Below are 19,861 nucleotides of genomic sequence, written 5' to 3'. Positions count from 1 at the left end.
CGATCATGAGTAGGCAGATATTGTGCTTCGGCGGACATGCCGCCCCCTATGGCACGAAACGGAGGAGTAGGAAATTTCGCGGAGGATCTGCGAGTTAAATTGCGGACCAACCTGCCAGTCGTGCCAAACCGGACAGTCTGCTTGCGACCTCAATCTCGGACCTTCACCGGCGGTCGGGCTGTAGCCAGAAGCGGTCATTTGTGGTTGGCGTCTTGGCCTTCGCAATGGACCTGCAGTTGATCGTTCACTTCTGAGAGGAACGCTTCAATTACCTCGCGCTCGTGGGCGCTTTTTGATCTGGCGATTTGGCTCAACGCCTTGGCGAGCGGAATCATATCGTTCTCGGCCGCGACGAAAGCGTTTTCTGTCAGGCCTACCTTTAAGCTCCTACGGTCATCACGGCGCCGAGAGCGTTCGACAAACCCTTTAAACTCCAGTCGATCGATCAGCGCCGTAGCCGAGCCTGACCTCAGATTAAGGTGCTGGCCAATCTCCTTGGGATTTAGTGGACCTCTAACCTGGATCTGCTCCAGACAAGCAATCTCTGTCAGCCCAAGTTCCATTCGTCGCGCCGCGTAGGATGCAAATGAGTATTGGAGGGCTGCGTGCTTCTGCCAGAGGGCTACAATTTCCATAGATACCTCGATTTTCGAGAAACACGAGAGATAGACAAGAACCTATCTGCCGTCGACCCGTTGCAATGAAAACCCTTTGAAACGGAGTAAGAAAACGATGAGCATGACTTTTCCAAATTCCACCGCAGCTGCCGAAGAGTTCTTCCGCCGGTACAATTCGCGCGACCCCGAAGCCATGGCCGACGCGCTATCCGACGACGCGACCATCGATTATCCGCCGCTCGGCGAACCGATGTCGCTAGAAGACGGTAAAGGCGTTTGGGCGCAGCTGATGGACGTCTTCCCAGACCTCAGCGAAGACGTGCATGAGATCGACGAAACCGCCGATGGAAAGGCTGCTTTTGTCCATGTGACAATCAGCGGCACCCAGGCAAAGGATGGGTTCGGTATAGACAACCAAGGTAAGCGCTATGAGTTGCGACACCTGTTCAAGTTCGATCTTGCCGACGGGGGAACTGTCGATCGCGTGACGGCATATTTCGACGCTGCGGGCTGGTTCCTTCAGCTTGGCAAGACCGACATCAGCGATCAGGTATGAGGCAAGCGATGAGCAAATCTATCTTATTCGTTATGACCTCGAACGACATGCTCGGCGACACGGGTGAGAAAACTGGCATGTGGCTCGAAGAATTTGCGGCGCCTTTTTATGTCTTTACTGATGCTGGAATCGATATCGAGCTGGCGTCGGCCAAGGGCGGAGAAGTGCCAATCGACCCCGAAAGCCTTGAAGATGATTACCAGACCGACGCGACACGTCGCTATCTGGCGGATGACGACTCGCAAGCGAGGATGAAGTCGACCGTCCCAATCGAAGCAGTGGACGCCTCAAGATATGACGCGGTCTACTACCCCGGTGGCCACGGTCCCCTCTGGGACCTGGTCGAAAGCGCGAGGTCTCGCGACCTCATTGAGGCTTTTGCATCGACCGATAAGCCACTCGGAATTGTCTGTCATGCTCCGGCAGTACTGAAAAATGTGCGTGGCACAGAAGGGCAGCCCTATGTCGAAGGCAGATCGCTTACTGGATTCACTAACAGCGAAGAAAGAGCGATGGGATTGGAAGATGCAGTCCCCTTCCTTCTCGAAGACATGCTCAAGGAACGGGGGGCTCGCTTCGAGAAAGCGCCCGACTTCGAAGCCAATGTCGTAGCGGACGGGAAACTGGTCACGGGTCAGAACCCGGCGTCATCGAAGGGCGCTGCAAGAGAAATGCTGAACATGCTGCACTAGGGCGGATTCTTGTGTGATAGGTCCAAGAGCAGACCGTCCGGTTTCCGACCCATTGCAGTACTAGAATGCGGACTCCGCGATGCCCGGATCCTGACGTTTCCTTGGAATACTCTCTGGTAAGCGATGCGCCCCGAACGCAGTCATTCGTCCTTTCTCGACTTTTTCCTGACAGCAGAAGTCGAACCAATAGACGCCGACGGCCGACAAAGAGCGTCTGAGCGGCAAGTCCCATTCAGAAAAGGCGATGGCGAAGACCAGCGTGAACGCACCAAGAGCATTCAGGAAGAGAACCCGGCCGGTCTCAAATGGCACAATTCGCAGCGCGGTTATGTGCTCTGTGACGTAACCCCATCACAGTGGGTGACGGAATTCAGGACCCTGGAATACGTGACTGAGCGCGGCGGCAGCATCGGAACGCGCAAACGCATGATGGTCGAGCAAGGCGTGCCGTCGTCTCTTAACGAGACTTGATTGGAATGGTGCGAACTTGGGCCACTAGGCGACGAGAGGTGTAATTAGCTCGTCGCCTCTCCCACGCTTGATGGAACCGGAGACTAGAAATCCATGATGATCTCTTCACCGGCAACATGCCGCAGCCACCAGTCGCGAGATGAAACGGGATTGCCGTCGCGATCGAGAATGCTAAGCATCCCTGCGCTGTCCCCCTGGCCCGCGATGGTGATGTGATCGCCATCATAACTGGTAAAGGTCGTCTCTACGGGTTCATCATAGGTCGGCGCCTGCTCAAGCAAGATGCCGACCGCAATGCGCTCTCCCAGACGAAGGCTATCGTAATAATCGGAGTAATAGTGCACCCCGGCCATGTTTCGACCGATTGAGATATTTGCAGCGAGCTTATCCAGCTCACCCTGAATCGTGAGCGGCTTTTTCAAGCCCGAGGAGTTAAGACTGCGTCCGTCTGAATCCGGCACATAATCGATGATCTGGCCATCGAAACACAGCGGTCGTTCGACATTGCTGTCGCAATCTTCGAACATTTCGAAGAATGCCTTGACCATTGTCACACATCCGCCCGCCACAGTCGCGTGGCCTGCGCCATAGGCAGGGTGCATCGGCGAACCTTCCGGGAAGGCCATAGGAAGCAGCAGATTGCAATCCGGGTTGAGCCATTTCGGCGCATCGGGGCAATAAATACCGCGCATCTTTGCCATGGCGTCGGTGTTCTGCTCCTTGTTGTGATGAACAATCGCCATGCGCAGTTTGTCGGGAATCTCGCTGAGCGCGCGGGAGAAATCGTCGCCGGCGCATCCGAGCTTTTCCGCATGGCCGCAATCCACCAGTGTAAAGCGTCCGCCCATCAATTCGGGGCGCGGACGACGGTGGAAATTAAACTTTTGGCGACGCACCGCCTTGAGACAACGAGTCGCCACTTCGGTCACTAGTGATAGGATGTGCGGGCCACCGAAGGTCGCAAAACCCGTGCGCTGCGGGGTGCGCCCATCTACCGGGGTAACGAGACCGAGTGGATCGTTACCTATATAGCTTGGCTCCGGGAACCCCTTCGACACCGGCGTCCCGATCGAATCGATCAGCAAAACTGCGTTGAGATATGCCTGATATAGCGCATCAAAATGGACATAGGTCGCCAAGTCACGTGGCGTGGTGATGAAGCGACGGCGGCACAAATACCTGTCCTGTCCGCGCAGGTCCGCACCGTTCTGAACATCACGCCAATGGTTCCAGTCAGTCATGTGATCGAGGCAGGGCTTATGGACGGTTACTCGCTGGTCGATAAATTGGGTGCCGAAGCGGATGAAGCCGTCACCAATGCCTTCGACCGCGTCAAAAAGGCTATTCTCATTAGCTTTGCGCCCAGAGCAATTGTCATCGCTGGCGAGTGAGGGCGAGCCAATCAGCATGAATTGGGAGATGTATGGCCCAGCAAGCGCGCCTGCCGTCGAGCCGCGGAAAATGTTCTGCGGCGTCAGCGCGCCATCATCGCTTTGGGTCCGAGCGAAGCGGCGGTTGCGTTCGTAGCGGTCGAGCCGAGCGCTGCCCTTGGCGCAACTCTTCGGATGGTTAGCATAGCTGCGCTGGGTCGACGATACCGGATCCTTGCCGCTGAAGAACGGCATAGCGTTAAGCAGTCCGGCGATCTCAGCCGAGTCAAGCTGCGCATCCTGCGTGCCCTTTTCATCGCATAGGCGCTTTTTCGATTTGCCTCCGACAATGTCGGTAAAGCGAACGTCGCGCAGTACAGCCAGAGCATAGACTTCTGCCATCTCCGCAGCGAGTTCTGACGAAACGACGCGAGGAGCCGGAGCCATCCCGACGGCACCAGCATCCGGTCCCTCGAGATCGAAGACGTGGCCAGCACGCGGGCTTTCCCAACCGCGCCAGTTTGGTTTGCGTTTGCCGGCTTTGCGTACAGTCTTAGTTGCACAGCCGCAGTCCTCGCGATTTTTCTGTGGGCCAAATTCGACCTTGCACTCGAAGAGCTCGCTAGGGTTTCCTCCATCGAGCGGATTACGGTTCTGCGCGGCAAACATGCCGCTTACGAAAAGGTTGTCGTCTTCCGAATTGATCGCTTCGACAAAGGCCGCATAGTCGTCATGTCGATTGAGCACGCCGAACTCGTCGTGCGCGAGGCCCTTTGTGAAGCTCGCCGGGAAACAGGCACTGGCGTAGTCCTCTTCCTCGCGATTGGTGCGGGTCTGGGCATGCGGTCGCAGGCGAGCGGTCTCGGTCGCAATGTCGCGAACTTGTTTGGCACGACGCGACCGTTCAGTGCCATTGGGGGAAGGCACAGCGTGGGGCAGTTTCATCGGACGTTTCCTCTCGGGTAATTGCCTGTCTGCGAACCCAAAATTCAACACGCGTTACTGTCACGCTTTTCTTTATTCTTCCTACTTTACCGAATAAGAGGAGCGGCGATTGTATATTCGCGGCATAATTTTTGTAATTTTCTTAAGGTACTAAATTTACTTCTCGTAATATGTCGTTTTTTAGACAACTTCGATTAACGAAGGACGTGGTTCGAAATTTTCCAGGCGAAAACTTGGCTACTTCGCGATACATTAGATCCGATACGTCAATCTGAGCGTTCGGCTTTGTGATCTTCCATTACCCATTGAGGCCAAGGATCGGTCGACGGGACGGTCTGGGATGAAATGTGTTGGAGTTTTGCGGCCTGAACTGAGGCCGGAAGCCGGTAGCCTTTCTGCGGTCCAGAGCAGGTCTACCGCTTCATGAACGAAAGAACCCAACTGATATGGGATGAGAAACACTCCATCGCCGCAGCTTGGTCGCCGTCCAATATCGTCTGGTGGATCTCACGATAATTGGAAATGTACTGTTCCCAGTTCTCTCCGGGAGCGAGGTCGGCGAGCATGATTGTATAAAACCTAATATAGGGTCGCTCGTAAAAAAACTTCACGAACCCGTTCCCAGAAATTCGATTCAGAGCGATGTGATAACGGTAAAGCGCATCGACGAAGTCGGCCGCATGGCGCCGGCTCCATGCTTCCTCGATCACCGAGAAATGCTCATCAAGTCGCTTGCGATTATCGCCCTCGTCGATCCGTGTCACGCCTTGGCGAACGCCAAGCATGCAGAGGGCTTCGGTAAACTCCAAAAAGTCGACCCGCTCCTTGCGACTGAGCTTGCGAATGCGCGCCCCGCGATTGGCGACCAGTTCAACGACCCCTTCGCCAGCCAAAACATGCAGGGCCTCACGTACGGGCGCGCGGCTTACCCCGAACTCTTCTGCGAGATCGGTCGCGACAAGCCGCTGTCCCGGCGCATATCGGTGATCCATCACCCCGTCCACTATGGCCTCGACAAGCGAATCCACGAGAGAAGCTGCATCGGCGTTTTTCTGCAAATCAGTCTGCTTGGTCATCGCTGCGTCAATAACGAGGGGCGTGTGGGAAGGCCACAGTAATTGCCGGTTGAATGGTCTTACGAAATTGCATACAAAATTATCGACTCGGAGGATTTTCATGGCAACGACAGCTGAGCAGACAACAAACACCGTGATCCCGCACCTTCAGCAAATCATGGGTACCGACCATGTTTTATTGGATGAAAAGGAGCGCGAATTCTTCTCGACGGACTTAAGCTGGCGCGAACGAGAAATTGCCGACGTCGTCATCCAGCCATCGTCGATCGATCAGCTTTCCTCAGCTGTCGGTGCAGCTAACGAGGCCGGGATGGCGATCGTTCCGCGCGGTGGCGGCATGTCCTATACGAGTGGCTACACCCCGTCTCAGGCCGGCAGCCTGCTGATCGACATGCGGCGGATGTCGAAGATTCAGGAGATCAACACGGACGACATGTATGTGATCGTCGAGGCCGGTTGTACCTGGAAGGATCTGCACGAAGCGTTGGCCCCGTTGGGTGTAAGCACACCGTATTGGGGGCCGCTGTCTGGTGCCTATGCGACGGTCGGCGGCGCCTTGTCTCAAAACAGCCTGTTCCATGGCTCGGGCGTAGGCGGCACGGCAGCCGAAACCGTCATCGGGCTAAAGGTCGTGCTGGCCGATGGCTCTGTCGTCACCACGGGCTCTTGGGCGCACAAGCACTCCAAACCGTTCTGGCGTCATTTCGGGCCGGACTTCACCGGTCTATTCACCGCCGATACCGGCGCGATGGGAGTAAAGGCGGCCGCCGCCTTGCGCCTGGTCACAGCGCCGAAGCATACCGGTTATCTCTCATACAAGTTCGAGACGCTCGATCAGATGCTCGCGGCTCAGGTCCGTATCGCGCGGCTGGGGATCGCATCCGAATGCTACGGTTTCGACCCGTATTACAATGCGAGTTTCGAAGGCCAAGGCATCACCTTCGAAGAAGGCATTTCCAAAGTCGGTGAAATTGCGCGCAAGGGCGGGTTGAAGGGAGTAATGAACGCCGCGAAGGTAGCGATCGGCGGCAAACGTATACTTCGCAACGTTCCGTATTCGCTCCACATGACGCTCGATGGGCTGACTGAGCGAGTGGCGGCCGAACATACCGACTTGGCCGCCGACATCTGTGTCGATGAAGGCGGCACCGAAATGGCCAATTCTATTCCTGTCGTGTTTCGCGGCGCTCCATTCGGCGGTGTACGCACGATCCTGCTCGGTTCCGATGGCGAGATTTGGATCCCGGTCCATGGATATTTCCCGCTTTCCCGCGCTCAGGAAGCAGCGCGCAAGACCGAGGAGTTTTTTGCAGAGCGCGCCGAGCTTATGAAAGAGTGGGGTATCAAGACAAGCTATCTCACCGCCTTCAGTGGCCCGGAATTCGTCATCGAGCCAAGCCTATATTGGCACGACGAACTCGGCGAATTTCGCCTGTCACTGATCGAGGACGAGTTTGCGGAAAAATGGAAATCGATCCCTGCCGCAGAGGATCGCCGCGCTGTGGCTATCCAGATCAGGGACGAGCTTCGCGATCTGTTCGACAGCCTGGGAGGTCTGCACCTGCAGATCGGCAAGTATTATCCCTACGAGGAGATGATCAACAACGAGCCGCTCTTCAACCTCGCGAAAGGCGTGAAGAACACTCTCGATCCCAACGGCAAGATGAACCCTGGTTCACTCGGCCTTTAGCGCGCTCAAGGAACAACCGATTACGAGAGGGAGGTAGGAATGGAGCCCATCACCTGGAGCAAGTTTTCCCACTATCATTACGATCCGACGGATCTGGAGGACGAACCGGATCTTGAATTCCCCTTCGTGCCGGGATCGCGCTTTCGGGCGGTCTGCACTGGCATCGATGAACCCGCACTTCAGCTAAACCTTGAGGACTTTTACAAGGGTGAGGACATTCCATGGACCCTTGGGCACGACGAGGCCCATTACGTCCTTCAGGGTGAGTGCGAGATCGAATATCACCTGCCGCCGCTCATGATCGAGACCGGAAAAGTGGTCGTCAAAGAGGGCAGCAGCTATTTCCTGCCGCGAGGATGCCGTGTTGTCTGGCGCGTCCTTTCGGATGAGCCATTTCGCCATTTGTGCTTCTGCTATCCAAACCCGTCCTATCCCATCCCGGTCGCGCGCAGCAAACAAGCCGAGCTAGCGGCGGAAGCAAACAAAGACGACTGAGCGATAGGCGGGGAGGCCAATCACCATGGAAATGCGCAAGGGATATGCCGACAGTTCAGGCGGACAGATCCATTTCCGGCACGTCGCCGGCGAAGGTATGCCGGTGATCTTTCTCCATCAGACCGCAAGCTCTGGCAAGATGTGGGAGAAGGTGATGGGGCATCTGGCCGGAAAAGGGCCACTCTACGCGCTCGATACCCCCGGTTTCGGCGGCTCGTTCGATCCCCCGCACGATGACAAGCCATCGATGCCGGATTACGCACGGTGGTTGCGGGAAGCGATCGAGGACCTCGGCATTTCGAAATGCGCCATGGTCGGACATCATACGGGCGCCTGTATCGCGATCGATATGGTCGATGGGGATCCTGATCTCGTCGAGAAGCTCGCGCTGATCGGCCCGGTTCCGCTTACGGCAGAGGAGAGGCTCGAATTTTCGAAGCATTTCGGCACGCCTTTCACGCCGACTGAAAGCGGTGCCTATCTGATGGACAATTGGGATTATCTGCGGAATCTCGGCGCGCATGCCGATCCTATGTTGATCCACAGGGAGATGTCCGATCAACTGCGCGCATGGTGGGGCCGTGTTCAATCCTACAATGCCGTTTGGGATCAGGACTTTCTCGGAATGTACAAGCGGCTGACGATCCCTCTGCTGATCGGAGCCGCGCCGGATGACGTTCTTTTTCCTTTCATGGAGAGGTCGAAAGAATTGCAGCCGGATGCGAAGGTCGTCGAATTGACCGGCGCCAATTTCGAACCGGATTTCGACGCGGAAACGCTTGCCCGCGCACTGGCAGATTTCATCTACAGCTGATCGCTGATCGAACGCTCTCAGCAAGTCAGTCTTGAGGTGGCTGCATGATCTTGCGGTTTAAGACCAGCTGAGTTGCCTGGTCGTAAGTCCCGGTCAGCCGTTCCAGCGTGGAAGCGGCGGCGACCAGCGCCTCCTCAAAATCGCGGATATCCTCAGCAAGCTCGATGAGCAATTCGTCGCGCAAATCGGCGTATTCCTTCGTCGCTGCCTCGCCTTCTTCGGTAAGCCGATAGCCTGCTTCGCGTTTGCTGTTGCCGGTAACCCGCTCGATCAATCCAGCCTGCTCGATCTTCCTGAGCGAGTACTGGATTGTCGAAACATCGTTGCGATTCAGGAAGAGTAGCAGCTCGGACAGATTTTGCGCCCCACCTCGCATGCGAATCGAATGCAGTATCCAGACATCCTGAGCGCTCAAGCGCGAGTCGCTCACTGTGGAATGAAGCACCACACACCAGCGCTCGAATGCTTGTGCCGAACGGATGATCGCGAGTTCCGTGCGCGTGAGCGCCGCGCCCGTGGATCGACGCGTCATATAACGACTTGCAGGCCTCATTTCCATCCTCAAAGCAGCTAAATCAGCTGTAATAACATCAGCAAAATCGCATCGTTTCAACCGTAAAAATTTAAGTTGACTTGGCAATTGCTGCATAACAAAATGTATACAATTTCGTAATCTCGGGCAGCGGAGGGTTGTGGGTCCGCCGGGATTTCGATTCTGTGGGAGGGGAAAATGATCAAACAATCGCTATTGCTGGCTTCGGTGGCAACTTGGGCTTTCGCGCCATCCCATGCGCTGGCTCAAGACCAGACGCCGGAGCCGTCTTTATCGGATGACCAGACCGATGAGCCGGAAACCAATACGGATGACGACAATGTTATCGTGGTGACAGGTCTCAAACGAGATCAAGCCTTCGTCGATGTCCCGGTTTCGGTGCAGGTCTTCGGTGAAGAGCTGATCGAGGATGCAGGGATCACACGCCCGGAAGATTTCCTCGCGCTCACCCCCAACGTCGCGTTCCAGACATCGAACAATGCCGGCGAATTTTTCATCAACATTCGCGGGCAGACTTCGGTCCGTCAGTCGGAAGGTGCGGTCGCGATTGTTATCGATGGCGTGCAATTGGCGACCCAGAACGAGTTCAACGGCGAACTGTTCGACATCGAGCAGATCGAAATTCTCAAGGGGCCGCAAGGGGCCCTGTATGGGCGTAACGCGGCTGCAGGCGCTCTGATCATCCGAACGAAAGAGCCAACCGACACTTTCGAGGGCATGGTTCGCGGTCGCTACGGAAACTGGAACTCGGCCAAGCTTGACGCAAGCGTAGGCGGTCCGATCATCCCGGGGTCCCTGCGTTTCCGCCTTTCCGGTTCGATCCGCGACACCGACGGCCCCTATCAGAATATCGCAACCGGTGAGAATGTCATGCGGGCGACCGAACAGATCGGCCGGTTCCGCATGATCTGGGACGATGGAGGGCCTACCACCGTCGACTTTCGCCTGAACGGCAGTGAGTTCGAAGGCGGTGCGATCGCTTTCAACGCACAAGTCATCGGGTCGACTCAAGGCGGTGTGCCAGTCACCGAGATCGATACGGACGATACCAGCCTGCCTTTCACTGCTGACGTGCCGGGCGACAACCTTCAGACCAAGTACAGCAGCGCGATCAAGATCGATCACGATTTCGAATGGGCAACCTTCACCTCAGTCTCATCCTACAGCCGAATCATTGACCGGTATCAGGCGAAGAACTTCCCGTATGGCTCATTCAGTTTTCCCGGGAATGAATTCGTATCGGACGCGCTTTCGCCCGGGCTTGATCTAAATATTCTCGCCGCGTTCGGTGATAATACCCAGCGGTTTCGCATCGATAACGAGGCCTTCATCCAGGAATTTCGCCTGACTTCGCCCGGCGATCAGCGGCTTCGCTGGCAGATCGGTTTTTTCTATCTCAATTCCGATCGCGACTTCACGACCGAGCAAGGCCTTAATGGACGCTTGCAAACCGATGCCATGGGCAATCTGCTTCCGCCTTTCGTGATCCAGGGAACGACCATTGGCGCTCCGGTCGCGCCGGTCGAACGTCTCCTGATCGGTGGCGGGGCGATCCTGCCGACGCGCGGCATCGACGGTCCCGAAACATCGAACGGAACACTCAACTTCGACATGAACAGCTTCGGGGCTGAAAACTTCGCTCCCTTCGGCAACATTCAATACGATATTACCGACGACATCGAATTTCAGGTGGCGCTGCGATACGATATCGAAAACCGAGATGTCACGACGCTAACGCCGGACATTCCAAACCCGTTCTTCGGGATCGCACCGGGGGCACCAGCTGCGACATACAATCTGTGCGTGGCCAACACCGGCAGGACCGCTGACGAGTGCTTTGAAGACCGCACCTTCCGCCAGCTGCAACCCAAGGTCACGCTTACGTACAAATTCCCGAGCGGAAACGGTTCGGTCTTCGCGAATTACGGGCGCAGCTTCAAATCGGGCGGCTTCAACCCGATCGGCACTCGCGCCGTGCTGGTGCAAGGCCTACCCGATATCCTCGTCGAAGACAGCTATGACAAGGAAGTCTCCGATTCTTTCGAGATCGGTTTCAAGAGTCAGTTCCTGAACCGCCGCATCACGGTAAATGGCGCGGTGTTTTACACCGAGGTCGAGAACGCGCAGCAGTTCGAATTCTTCCCGACCGGCGGTATTCAGGCGATCAGCCAGATTGCGCAAACCGAAATTTTCGGTGCCGAGATCGACATCAACGCACGAGTAACGGACTCGCTCACGCTGTTTGCAGGTGCCGGCTTTATCGATGACGAGATCACCGATATCGACAGCCAGGACCCTGCGGATCGCGCCGACATTATCGGCAATCGGATACCATTCGTGCCCGATTACAACATCAATGCCGGTTTTCAGCTCAATCAGCCCATTTCGGACAATCTCGAACTGATAGCGCGCGGCGAGTATACCCGGACCGGCACGATCTGGTACGATCAGCGCAACGCGGTGAATACCGAGCGCAGCCCGATCGATCTGGTCAATGCACGCCTCGGTATCGGCAACGACACTTTGGAATTCGCGCTCTGGTCACGCAATCTGTTCGATGAGGACTACAACAGCGATGCGGTCGTCATTCTGCCGGTAGCGCACGCCGTCTTTCGCGCGCCTGATCGTAGCTACGGCGTCGAAGCGCGGTACAAGTTCTGATAGGATGGGGCAGGAGATTTCCATATGCCCATAGGGTTGGCACCGACACAGCGATCCGGTTTTGCCGTGCACAAAATCGATCAAGACGCCATGGATGGCGCGCCGATGATGCCGCTGCCCTTTGCCGACGGGATCGAAATTCGCGGGTATTCTGCGATCAACGAGCCGAACTGCCAGATCATCGTCGAAGACTTCATGCCGGGCCAGGAATTCGAATGGACCTTCACCCATGACGAGATGCAATATTGCCTCTCAGGAGAGATGGAGCTGACCGTCTGGCTGCCGCCACTTTATCAGGAGAAAATCGAAACAACGATCACGCCCGGCACATTGTATACATATCCCGTAGGCGCGCGGAAGCGTGTGAAGATCACGAGCGACGAACCGTTTCGGCATCTGTGCTTCTGCCCGCCGAGCCCTGACTATCCCTTTCCGACACTGGCAGACCTCAAAGGCGATAAGGGATGAAAGGCGCAGCGCCAGCGACTTCCGATCGGGCATACCATGCCGAACGCTTGCTGGAAATGCTGCCGGGCGGTTGTCCTCCGCCCTATTCGAAACTGCGCCGTGAGGTCTGGCTGCGCGCAGCCTCTCTCTATGCTGCAAACCAAGGGGGGATCACTTTGCGGGCCCTCTGCGCGAAATGCGGTGTGAGTCACCGCACGGCATGGCGAATCCGCGATGCGCTGCGCGATAGCGAGCGTATGATCGAGGAACGAACTCACCCAACGGCGCACCGGTCAGTAGCGCCGCCCAACCCCGTCAACACCAGGAGCCTGACATGAACGCACCAACAGATCTCAAGAACCAGTACGTTCACGCAGTACTGCCTGAAACGACATCGGACGAGTTCGCGCGGCAGGAATTCGTAAAGAGCTTGAAGTTCCATCTGGCAAGCCAAGTGTCGGTCGGCAACAAAGACGCTTTCGACGGCCGCGCAGCGAAAGCGTTTGCCAAGGAGCAGGGCCGGGAGCCCGAAACGATGCACGACGTCCGCAAGGCCATGGAGACCGACAGCTATTTCCGGTTCTGGAGCGCGCTGCAGCGCAACAGCCAGGAAATGATGTGGAAGTCGACCCAAATTCCGGTCGAGCGTCAACTAGGTGATTTGATCGCGAAATCCGAGGATGGAGCAGAATGCGGGTCGTTGCGGCTCGACGAGAGCCTGGAAGTCCCCAAGTATCACAATGCTGTCGACATTCACTGTATGCCGGGCGGTTACCACACCGAATTCACGGATAAGGATGTCGCCAATGGCGCTGTCTATGACCGTGCCGTCTATATTTACGCGATGGGCCGGATGGGACCGCTCAATTCGGATATCGGCGACACCACCATCGCTTATCTGAAAGAGAATTATCCCGATTTCAAACCGCGCCGCATTCTCGATATGGGCTGCACCGTCGGCCATTCCACGCTGCCCTATGTCGATGCCTATCCCGATGCCGAAGTCTACGGCATCGACGTTGGTGCGCCGGTCCTTCGCTATGCTCACGCGCGTGCGAAATCGATGGGCAAGCCGATTCATTTCAGTCAACAAAACGCAGAGAAGACCGATTTCGAAGACGGCTTCTTCGATCTCATCGTCAGCCACATTCTCGTGCACGAGACCAGCCACCGTGCAATCCGGTCAATCATGCGCGAATGCCACCGGTTGCTGAGCGACGGAGGCATTGTCATCCATGCGGAAACGCCGCCCTATCGCGACCTTCCGGCCTATGATGCCTTCATGCTCGATTGGGATACCCGCAACAACAATGAGCCTTTCTGGGGCGCGAGCCACGAAATCAAGGCCGAAGATATCGCCAAGGAAACCGGCTTCGACCCGGGAACCGCATTCGAGGCATATCAGCCAAGTGCGTTCGAGGCGGAAGAAGCTCGCCGAACCAAAGTGTTCCAAGGCGGTGATTTCGGCGGCGGGGGTGCCTGGTGGGTGTGGGGCGCACGCAAATAGCTTTCGCGGATCGTTTTAAGGCACGGAAGGTACGTCCCGACCCCCAACCTTCCGTGCCGCCCCAAAGGTCGTATTCAATCGAGAGGGACTGATGTCGGAAAAAGTCGAACTGCAGAAAAAGGCCAAGGGTCAGCGTCCCGAATATTTCGAGGGTCCGGCGATCGAGAAAAACCTCTCGATCACGATGGCGCTGGCTGGAGAGGTCGCGGTGCTGCGAGACAGGCTCGATACTTTGGAGCGATTACTCGAGGCTGACGGTGCGGTATCGCGATCGGCAATCGACAATTATGTACCGGCCCCGGAGGTCCGCGAGGAGCGCGATGCGTGGCGTGACGAGTACCTCGGCAACGTGCTCAGAATCGTCCACCAAGAGCGCGAGGAACTGCAGAAAGCGGCGGCGAGTGAGCGTCCAAACTACGACGAAGCGATCAAGCTCGTGGAAAATGAATAAGGCGATGATCCATATGCTCGCTCGTTTCCAGCACAGGCTTCCGCCGATGGGATCCGGAACGTGAGCATAAGGCGCCGCTATGCCGACTGCCGCGATGGGCAGATACACCTGCGTGAAGCAGGTGACCCGGCCAATCCGACGATATGCTTCTTTCACCAGACAGCATCTTCTGGCGTCATGTTCGAAAAAGTGATGGCGCGCCTCGACGACAGATATCACTGCATATCGCTGGACAGCCCCGGCTTCGGTCAGTCCTATCAGCCAGGCGAAATACCCGACATGCGTTTTGTTGCGGACCGGCTGATGGAAGCCATAGACGACTTGGGAATTTCGACCTTTCATGCCTGCGGTCATCACACCGGCGGCTGCGCGGCGGTCGAGATGCCGCGCGCCTACCCGGATCGGCTGGAATCGCTGACGCTTATTGGTCCGGTTCTCGTCAACGAGGAGGAAAAGGCCGAGTATCGGAAGACCTTTGTCCGGCCCTTCGAAGCCGAGGCATCTGGCGAATTCCTGATGACCGCGTGGAAGTATCTCGAATTGATCGGCGCAGCCAGCAGCGTCGATTTGCACTGCCGTGAGATGGCGGATCACCTGACGGCACGCGATACTATGCCGATGGCATTCAGCGCGGTCTGGAACCAGGACGTAGAGGGCGCTTTCCGTTCCGTCGACATACCGCTTCATATCATGTGCTCGAAGGACGATGTCTTGTGGCCGCTCTTCGAACGCGCTGGCGAAATGCGGCCCGATGCGAAACAGTCGATTGTGGGCGGCTCCGATTTCCAACCGGATCGGGACCCGGAAGGGGTTGCAAAGGCGCTCGGTGAATTCATCGAAGGCTTGGCATAAGACCATGAAATACTCGCTTCGCAGTCGAAAAGGCCGATCGATTCCCAGACAACTCCAGAAGAAGGGGCGTGAGAAATGAGTGAATTGGAGCAAGCGTTCGACAGTCTAGTCGGAGCGCTCGCAACGGGCGATCTCGATGGTTTCTATGGCCTGATCGAACCCGACGCGGTGATAATGGATGAGGATTTGCCATTCCGGGTCGACCGAGCCGGCTTTCAGGATCACATCTCGTTTCACGGCCCCGAAAACTGGGAGGGCTTTGCCTGGAAACCGCAGCAAATGCGGTTTCGTGAGCACGGTGATACCGGCGTCGCTGTCGGGTTCTCGATGTTCCGAGGCAAACCCAAAGACGCAGGATTTCGTCTGCGCCCGATGATGTTCTCTCAAAGCTGGACAAAGACCGAGGGTGGTTGGCGTGTCACGAGCTGGCATCAGAGCCCGATTGTCGGGCATGTCAGCGAGCAGTCACCAGGTTGAGGGAGCGAAACGATGCAAAACACAAGGCGCAGTTTCATGGTCGTATCTTCCGTTGCCGCTGGTTCGGCGATGGCCCCGGTTTCGGCGGTGGCGCAAAACAGATCGAGCGGTTCGAGCGATGCAGCAAAAGCGTTTCTTGCCGCCCATCAGGGCACTTTCGAGGCGGGGCGGCGGCTCGGCTTTCTCCTGCCCGATGGTCTCGCGGTGACCAATGACGTTCCGTTTCCCATGGATTATTCAGCGTACCAGGATCATCTCAATTTTCATGCAGAGAACTGGGATTTGCACGAATGGATGTCGCAGGATATCGAGATCGTCGAACTTGCCGATGGGAGCGCAGTGGTATCAGCATTCTATATCGAGCGAGGCAAACCGCGCGATGCCGGATTCCGGTTGCGACCGGGGTTTGCCACGGCGACGTGCGTCATGCATGAGGGGGAGTGGAAAGCACTGAGCGTCCATTTCAGCTCGCTGAGATCGCAGGTCCTTGACGCGTCGCCATCGTAAGATGATGTGCCGTTCTATCGGCGCTCAACAATTCAAAGGTCATTGATATGAAAACGCGTGCTGCGGTCGCGTTCGAGGCGAAGAGACCGCTTGAGATCGTCGAGCTTGATCTCGAAGGGCCACAGGCAGGAGAGGTGCTCGTCGAGATCATGGCCACAGGTATCTGTCACACGGACGCCTACACGCTCGATGGCCTAGATAGCGAAGGGCTGTTTCCTAGCATCCTTGGCCATGAAGGCGCCGGGATCGTGCGCGAAGTGGGTGCAGGGGTAACCTCTATCGAGCCGGGCGATCACGTCATCCCGCTCTACACGCCCGAATGCAGGCAGTGTAAGATGTGCCTGTCGGGGAAGACCAATCTGTGCAGCAAGATCCGCGAAACGCAGGGCAAGGGGCTCATGCCCGACGGCACGTCTCGCTTCAGCTATAAGGGCGAGCCGATCTACCATTATATGGGCTGCTCGACCTTCTCCAACTTCACCGTACTGCCGGAAATCGCCGTCGCCAAAATCCGCAAGGATGCCCCGTTCCAGTCGAGCTGCTATGTCGGGTGCGGCGTCACCACCGGGGTCGGCGCGGTGGTCAACACAGCCAAGGTCGAACCGGGCGACAATGTGGTGGTGTTCGGTCTCGGAGGGATCGGGCTCAACGTCATTCAGGGCGCGCGGATGGCAGGCGCGGACCGGATCGTGGGCGTCGATATCAACCCTGACAAGCGCGAGTGGGGGGAGAAGTTCGGCATGACTGACTTCGTGAACCCAAGGGAGACCTCCGATGTGGTCGCGCATCTGGTCGAAATGCTCGATGGCGGCGCGGACTATTCCTTCGATTGCACCGGCAACACCGATGTGATGCGTCAGGCGCTGGAATGCTGTCACAAGGGCTGGGGCACCTCAATCATCATCGGGGTTGCCGAAGCGGGCAAGGAGATCTCAACACGCCCGTTCCAGCTGGTAACCGGTCGCAACTGGCGCGGCACAGCCTTTGGCGGCGCAAAGGGCCGCACCGATGTTCCCAGGATCGTCGACTGGTATATGAACGGAAAGATCGAGATCGACCCAATGATCACCCACGTGCTCACGCTCGATGAGATCAACAAAGGGTTCGATCTCATGCATTCCGGCGAAAGCATCCGCAGCGTGGTGGTGTATTGATGAGAATAATCTCCGAGGTACGATCTTTCGGCGGCGTTCAGGGCGTATACTCGCCTAAATCCGAGAGCACCGGGACCGATATGACCTTCGCGGTTTTCGTTCCCGATCACGTGCCGGGCGCGCGCCTACCTGTGCTGTGGTACGTCTCCGGTCTTACCTGCACCCACGCCAATGTCATGGTGAAGGGTGAGTATCGCGCTGCCTGTGCCGAGTACGGCCTCGTCTTGGTAGCGCCGGACACGATCCCTCGCGGCGATGATGTTCCGGATGCCGAGGATGAATACGATTTTGGTAAGGGTGCAGGGTTCTATGTCGACGCGACGGAGCAGCCCTGGGCAGAGCACTACCGAATGCGCAGCTATCTCGAACAGGAACTGTCGGCACTCATTACCGAAAACTTCCCTGTCGACATGGAGCGTCAGTCGATCACCGGTCATTCGATGGGCGGGCACGGTGCGCTGACCGTCGCGCTTCGCAACCCAGAGACCTTTCGCTCCGTCAGCGCTTTTTCACCTATTGTCGCGCCTTCTCAGGTGCCTTGGGGCGAAAAAGCACTCGGCCGCGACCGCGCAGCATGGCGCGAATACGATGCGGTGACGTTGATCAAGGACGGTGCCAATTGCCCACCGCTCCTCGTCGATCAGGGGACCGCGGACGATTTCCTCGAGGAGCAATTGCAAACCGATCGGTTGATTGAGGCCTGCAAGGCGAACAGCATTAGCGCGGAGATCCGCATGCAAGATGGATATGACCACTCATATTTTTTCATCTCGACATTCATGACAGAGCATATTGCCTGGCATGCACGATTTCTGTCTGCGTGAGCCCGGCATCGACGCATATCGGAGACGACAGCGGCCACATCCGCGCTGAGCTTCGCAGAGGACGACTCTGCAGCGGACTTTGATGATTTGTGGATGAAGTAGAAAGCGTGGCCTTGGACTCGGGCGTCACGCTTCTACTGGGCCTTCCATCGTAATTACCGGCGCTGGATTGCAACACCTGCCGCGGCCACGCGCGGCTTTTGCGCTGTCGCTACCGCCAATTCGAACTGACGCTCGTAGCTGGCCCGCGCGACCTTCAAGCATTTTGCCTGCTTCGTTTTCTCGCGAAGGGTCACATTACTCGAAGTATGGCAGGCGTTCTGAGCCGCAATTTCGAGGCGTCTTTGAAACTTTTCCTGATCTCCACGCGTGCTTAAGTCGAGATCGCTGTAGCTGATTGTCCTTGAAACCGTCGGGTCTTGATGACCCTGCGCTATCACAGGTGTGGAAACGATTGCGGCTGCACCGACGGCAGCAAACAAAGCGGTACGAAGCATGATCTATTCTCCAAAAAAAATTGAAGCGCGCTGTCTTTTCGAAACCTTTGACGAGCGCGGCTGCCATGCTGTTCGGACCAAACCAGCGACTAGTTACGCCGACCCTGTAAAAACTGCTTGTACTGCGGGAATGCTGAAATAGCTATGCTGTCCGACACTTCGGCTGCCATCGCTTTAGCGAGGCGGGCTCGACTAGGTTCGTGGCGACCCGCAGACCGAGCTTATCGCGCAGCTGAGGGCAGTATCGCGTCCTTACCTGCGTTGCGTCTATACATAGATCCTTTACCTCCCATGGCGGTTGCGCGCTCATTGCCCTTCCTTGCAATCTCGGATTTGGACAGTGCCTGATGCGTATGCTTGTGGGACACATGGCCGAAATGGGCGATTTGGCTTCACTTCTTTAGAGGTTGTCTTCCCTCGATCGATTGAGTCAAAAATTGACGCAAATTTCAGATACAACCTTCGTAAATTCATTTAATGCATATCAGCTTCCGTTGCTCTGCTGACAAGCGAACCCAGCTTGGGTCTGGCAGATGAAACGAGAACGAATGGCCGCTTTTCGGCGAGTAATACAACCTGCTCAATGTCCGGAATTGGGGCGCAAAGCTGACGGAAGCAGGCCCAATCCCATCACACCGAGACCTGAGAAAAGATCGACCTGCATCGGATCAGTCGCTTGGCAGCCCACCCAGTTCGGGATCGAGAAACCATGACGCGCCGAGTTCGAAGTCTGCGTTTGCTGTAGGAATGGGGCCATCGGGCTCAGCACAAATGTAAGGCGGACCAGCTGCTTGTACGCTCCCGCCATTTCGCAGGCATTCAGCTGAGATTTTAGTCCGTGCTCGAAGGATGTGCATCAACCACTCGAGATCGTCGAGCATCTGAACGACTCCGCGGCCAGCGAGTGAATAGTACAGGCAGTGCTGAAAATCGTCACACTGGGTCGACAGGATGCGCGCCAGCTTCTCCTTCGCCCCAGCGCATTGCTCGTGGACCGCCTGCAGCGCTTCGAAGAGTTCGAGCGTGGCATAGTAGGCATCGAATGCATCGACGCCGATACAGGCGTTTGCCAGCATGCGGCGGGTAGGTCGATTCGCCTCATCCGCCGCCGCGTCTTTCAGTGTGATGTCGAGATCGAAACTGCCGATATCGAACGAGTCAGGATTGAATGATCCAGGCATTGCTGGCCCCTTTTCCGCTCAGCC

The 19,861-nt window shown here is 56.7% G+C and carries 22 protein-coding genes; 16 read left to right on the top strand and 6 right to left on the bottom strand.

What is annotated here, in order from left to right:
• Window positions 1-194: 194 nt before the first annotated feature.
• Window positions 195-635, bottom strand: coding sequence for a MarR family transcriptional regulator (locus tag IB285_RS10210; protein ID WP_234033119.1), 441 nt, complete (start codon window positions 633-635; stop codon window positions 195-197).
• 103 nt (window positions 636-738) lie between these two features.
• On the opposite strand from IB285_RS10210, the gene IB285_RS10205 reads away from it, so the two are divergent.
• From IB285_RS10205 to IB285_RS10195, 3 genes are all read left to right on the top strand, one after another.
• Window positions 739-1,173, top strand: coding sequence for an ester cyclase (locus tag IB285_RS10205; RefSeq protein WP_190788075.1), 435 nt, complete (start codon window positions 739-741; stop codon window positions 1,171-1,173).
• Entirely contained in the window at window positions 1,170-1,865 is a 696-nt protein-coding gene (locus tag IB285_RS10200; RefSeq protein WP_234033118.1) for a type 1 glutamine amidotransferase domain-containing protein, read from the top strand. The genes IB285_RS10205 and IB285_RS10200 overlap by 4 nt, the downstream gene beginning before the upstream one ends.
• 123 nt (window positions 1,866-1,988) lie before the next feature.
• Window positions 1,989-2,336 carry a hypothetical protein gene (locus tag IB285_RS10195; RefSeq protein WP_190788074.1) on the top strand — a complete coding sequence of 116 codons (348 nt, stop codon included), beginning with the start codon at window positions 1,989-1,991 and terminating at the stop codon, window positions 2,334-2,336.
• 83 nt (window positions 2,337-2,419) lie between these two features.
• Here the strand turns inward: IB285_RS10195 and IB285_RS10190 are convergent, their stop codons facing one another.
• Complete coding sequence (locus IB285_RS10190) at window positions 2,420-4,651, bottom strand: phosphatase PAP2 family protein (RefSeq protein ID WP_190788073.1); 2,232 nt, start codon at window positions 4,649-4,651, stop codon at window positions 2,420-2,422.
• A gap of 413 nt (window positions 4,652-5,064) precedes the next feature.
• Window positions 5,065-5,829 carry a GntR family transcriptional regulator gene (locus IB285_RS10185; RefSeq protein ID WP_234033117.1) on the bottom strand — a complete coding sequence of 255 codons (765 nt, stop codon included), beginning with the start codon at window positions 5,827-5,829 and terminating at the stop codon, window positions 5,065-5,067.
• Here IB285_RS10185 and IB285_RS10180 point away from each other — a divergent pair.
• From IB285_RS10180 to IB285_RS10170, 3 genes are read left to right on the top strand one after another with little or no spacing between them, the layout of a single operon-like run.
• A complete protein-coding gene (locus tag IB285_RS10180; RefSeq protein WP_190788071.1) occupies window positions 5,828-7,417 on the top strand; it encodes an FAD-binding oxidoreductase in 1,590 nt (529 codons plus the stop codon). The two genes, IB285_RS10185 and IB285_RS10180, sit on opposite strands and share 2 nt — an antisense overlap.
• A gap of 39 nt (window positions 7,418-7,456) precedes the next feature.
• On the top strand, window positions 7,457-7,912 hold the full coding sequence (locus IB285_RS10175) for a cupin domain-containing protein (protein WP_190788070.1): 456 nt from the start codon (window positions 7,457-7,459) through the stop codon (window positions 7,910-7,912).
• A 25-nt stretch (window positions 7,913-7,937) separates the two neighbouring features.
• Window positions 7,938-8,726 carry an alpha/beta fold hydrolase gene (locus tag IB285_RS10170; protein WP_190788069.1) on the top strand — a complete coding sequence of 263 codons (789 nt, stop codon included), beginning with the start codon at window positions 7,938-7,940 and terminating at the stop codon, window positions 8,724-8,726.
• A gap of 25 nt (window positions 8,727-8,751) precedes the next feature.
• On the opposite strand, the gene IB285_RS10165 is transcribed toward IB285_RS10170, so the two are convergent.
• Window positions 8,752-9,375 (bottom strand): winged helix DNA-binding protein, encoded by a 624-nt coding sequence (locus tag IB285_RS10165; RefSeq protein ID WP_190788068.1) that lies wholly within the window; start codon window positions 9,373-9,375, stop codon window positions 8,752-8,754.
• Window positions 9,376-9,456: 81 nt separating this feature from the next.
• Between IB285_RS10165 and IB285_RS10160 the strand changes: the two genes are divergently transcribed.
• From IB285_RS10160 to fghA, 10 genes are all read left to right on the top strand, one after another.
• Complete coding sequence (locus tag IB285_RS10160) at window positions 9,457-11,940, top strand: TonB-dependent receptor (RefSeq protein WP_190788067.1); 2,484 nt, start codon at window positions 9,457-9,459, stop codon at window positions 11,938-11,940.
• 24 nt (window positions 11,941-11,964) lie between these two features.
• Window positions 11,965-12,408, top strand: coding sequence for a cupin domain-containing protein (locus tag IB285_RS10155; protein ID WP_234033116.1), 444 nt, complete (start codon window positions 11,965-11,967; stop codon window positions 12,406-12,408).
• Window positions 12,405-12,725, top strand: coding sequence for a helix-turn-helix domain-containing protein (locus IB285_RS15205; protein WP_190788065.1), 321 nt, complete (start codon window positions 12,405-12,407; stop codon window positions 12,723-12,725). The genes IB285_RS10155 and IB285_RS15205 overlap by 4 nt, the downstream gene beginning before the upstream one ends.
• The gene (locus tag IB285_RS10145) at window positions 12,722-13,894 is read left to right on the top strand and encodes a class I SAM-dependent methyltransferase (protein WP_190788064.1); all 1,173 of its coding nucleotides are present in this window, start codon (window positions 12,722-12,724) and stop codon (window positions 13,892-13,894) included. The genes IB285_RS15205 and IB285_RS10145 overlap by 4 nt, the downstream gene beginning before the upstream one ends.
• A gap of 91 nt (window positions 13,895-13,985) precedes the next feature.
• Window positions 13,986-14,345, top strand: coding sequence for a hypothetical protein (locus IB285_RS10140; protein ID WP_190788063.1), 360 nt, complete (start codon window positions 13,986-13,988; stop codon window positions 14,343-14,345).
• Between the two features lie 60 nt (window positions 14,346-14,405).
• Window positions 14,406-15,197, top strand: coding sequence for an alpha/beta fold hydrolase (locus IB285_RS10135; RefSeq protein WP_190788062.1), 792 nt, complete (start codon window positions 14,406-14,408; stop codon window positions 15,195-15,197).
• A gap of 75 nt (window positions 15,198-15,272) precedes the next feature.
• Window positions 15,273-15,674, top strand: coding sequence for a YybH family protein (locus IB285_RS10130; protein ID WP_190788061.1), 402 nt, complete (start codon window positions 15,273-15,275; stop codon window positions 15,672-15,674).
• 12 nt (window positions 15,675-15,686) lie between these two features.
• Window positions 15,687-16,181: a hypothetical protein gene (locus IB285_RS10125; RefSeq protein WP_190788060.1), complete on the top strand. Its 495-nt coding sequence runs from the start codon at window positions 15,687-15,689 to the stop codon at window positions 16,179-16,181.
• A gap of 47 nt (window positions 16,182-16,228) precedes the next feature.
• Window positions 16,229-17,335 carry an S-(hydroxymethyl)glutathione dehydrogenase/class III alcohol dehydrogenase gene (locus IB285_RS10120; RefSeq protein WP_190788059.1) on the top strand — a complete coding sequence of 369 codons (1,107 nt, stop codon included), beginning with the start codon at window positions 16,229-16,231 and terminating at the stop codon, window positions 17,333-17,335.
• Window positions 17,335-18,159: an S-formylglutathione hydrolase gene (fghA, locus tag IB285_RS10115; protein WP_190788058.1), complete on the top strand. Its 825-nt coding sequence runs from the start codon at window positions 17,335-17,337 to the stop codon at window positions 18,157-18,159. Before IB285_RS10120 ends, fghA begins: the two co-directional genes overlap by 1 nt.
• A gap of 155 nt (window positions 18,160-18,314) precedes the next feature.
• Here fghA and IB285_RS10110 read toward each other — a convergent pair whose 3' ends face one another.
• Together IB285_RS10110 and IB285_RS10105 are read right to left on the bottom strand one after the other, a co-directional pair.
• Entirely contained in the window at window positions 18,315-18,656 is a 342-nt protein-coding gene (locus tag IB285_RS10110; protein ID WP_190788057.1) for a UrcA family protein, read from the bottom strand.
• Window positions 18,657-19,324: 668 nt separating this feature from the next.
• Entirely contained in the window at window positions 19,325-19,837 is a 513-nt protein-coding gene (locus IB285_RS10105) for a hypothetical protein (RefSeq protein ID WP_190788056.1), read from the bottom strand.
• Window positions 19,838-19,861 lie beyond the last annotated feature (24 nt).

The organism is Erythrobacter rubeus, from assembly GCF_014705715.1.
GTDB lineage: Bacteria > Pseudomonadota > Alphaproteobacteria > Sphingomonadales > Sphingomonadaceae > Erythrobacter > Erythrobacter rubeus.
This window is presented reverse-complemented; position numbering and strand designations above follow the sequence as displayed.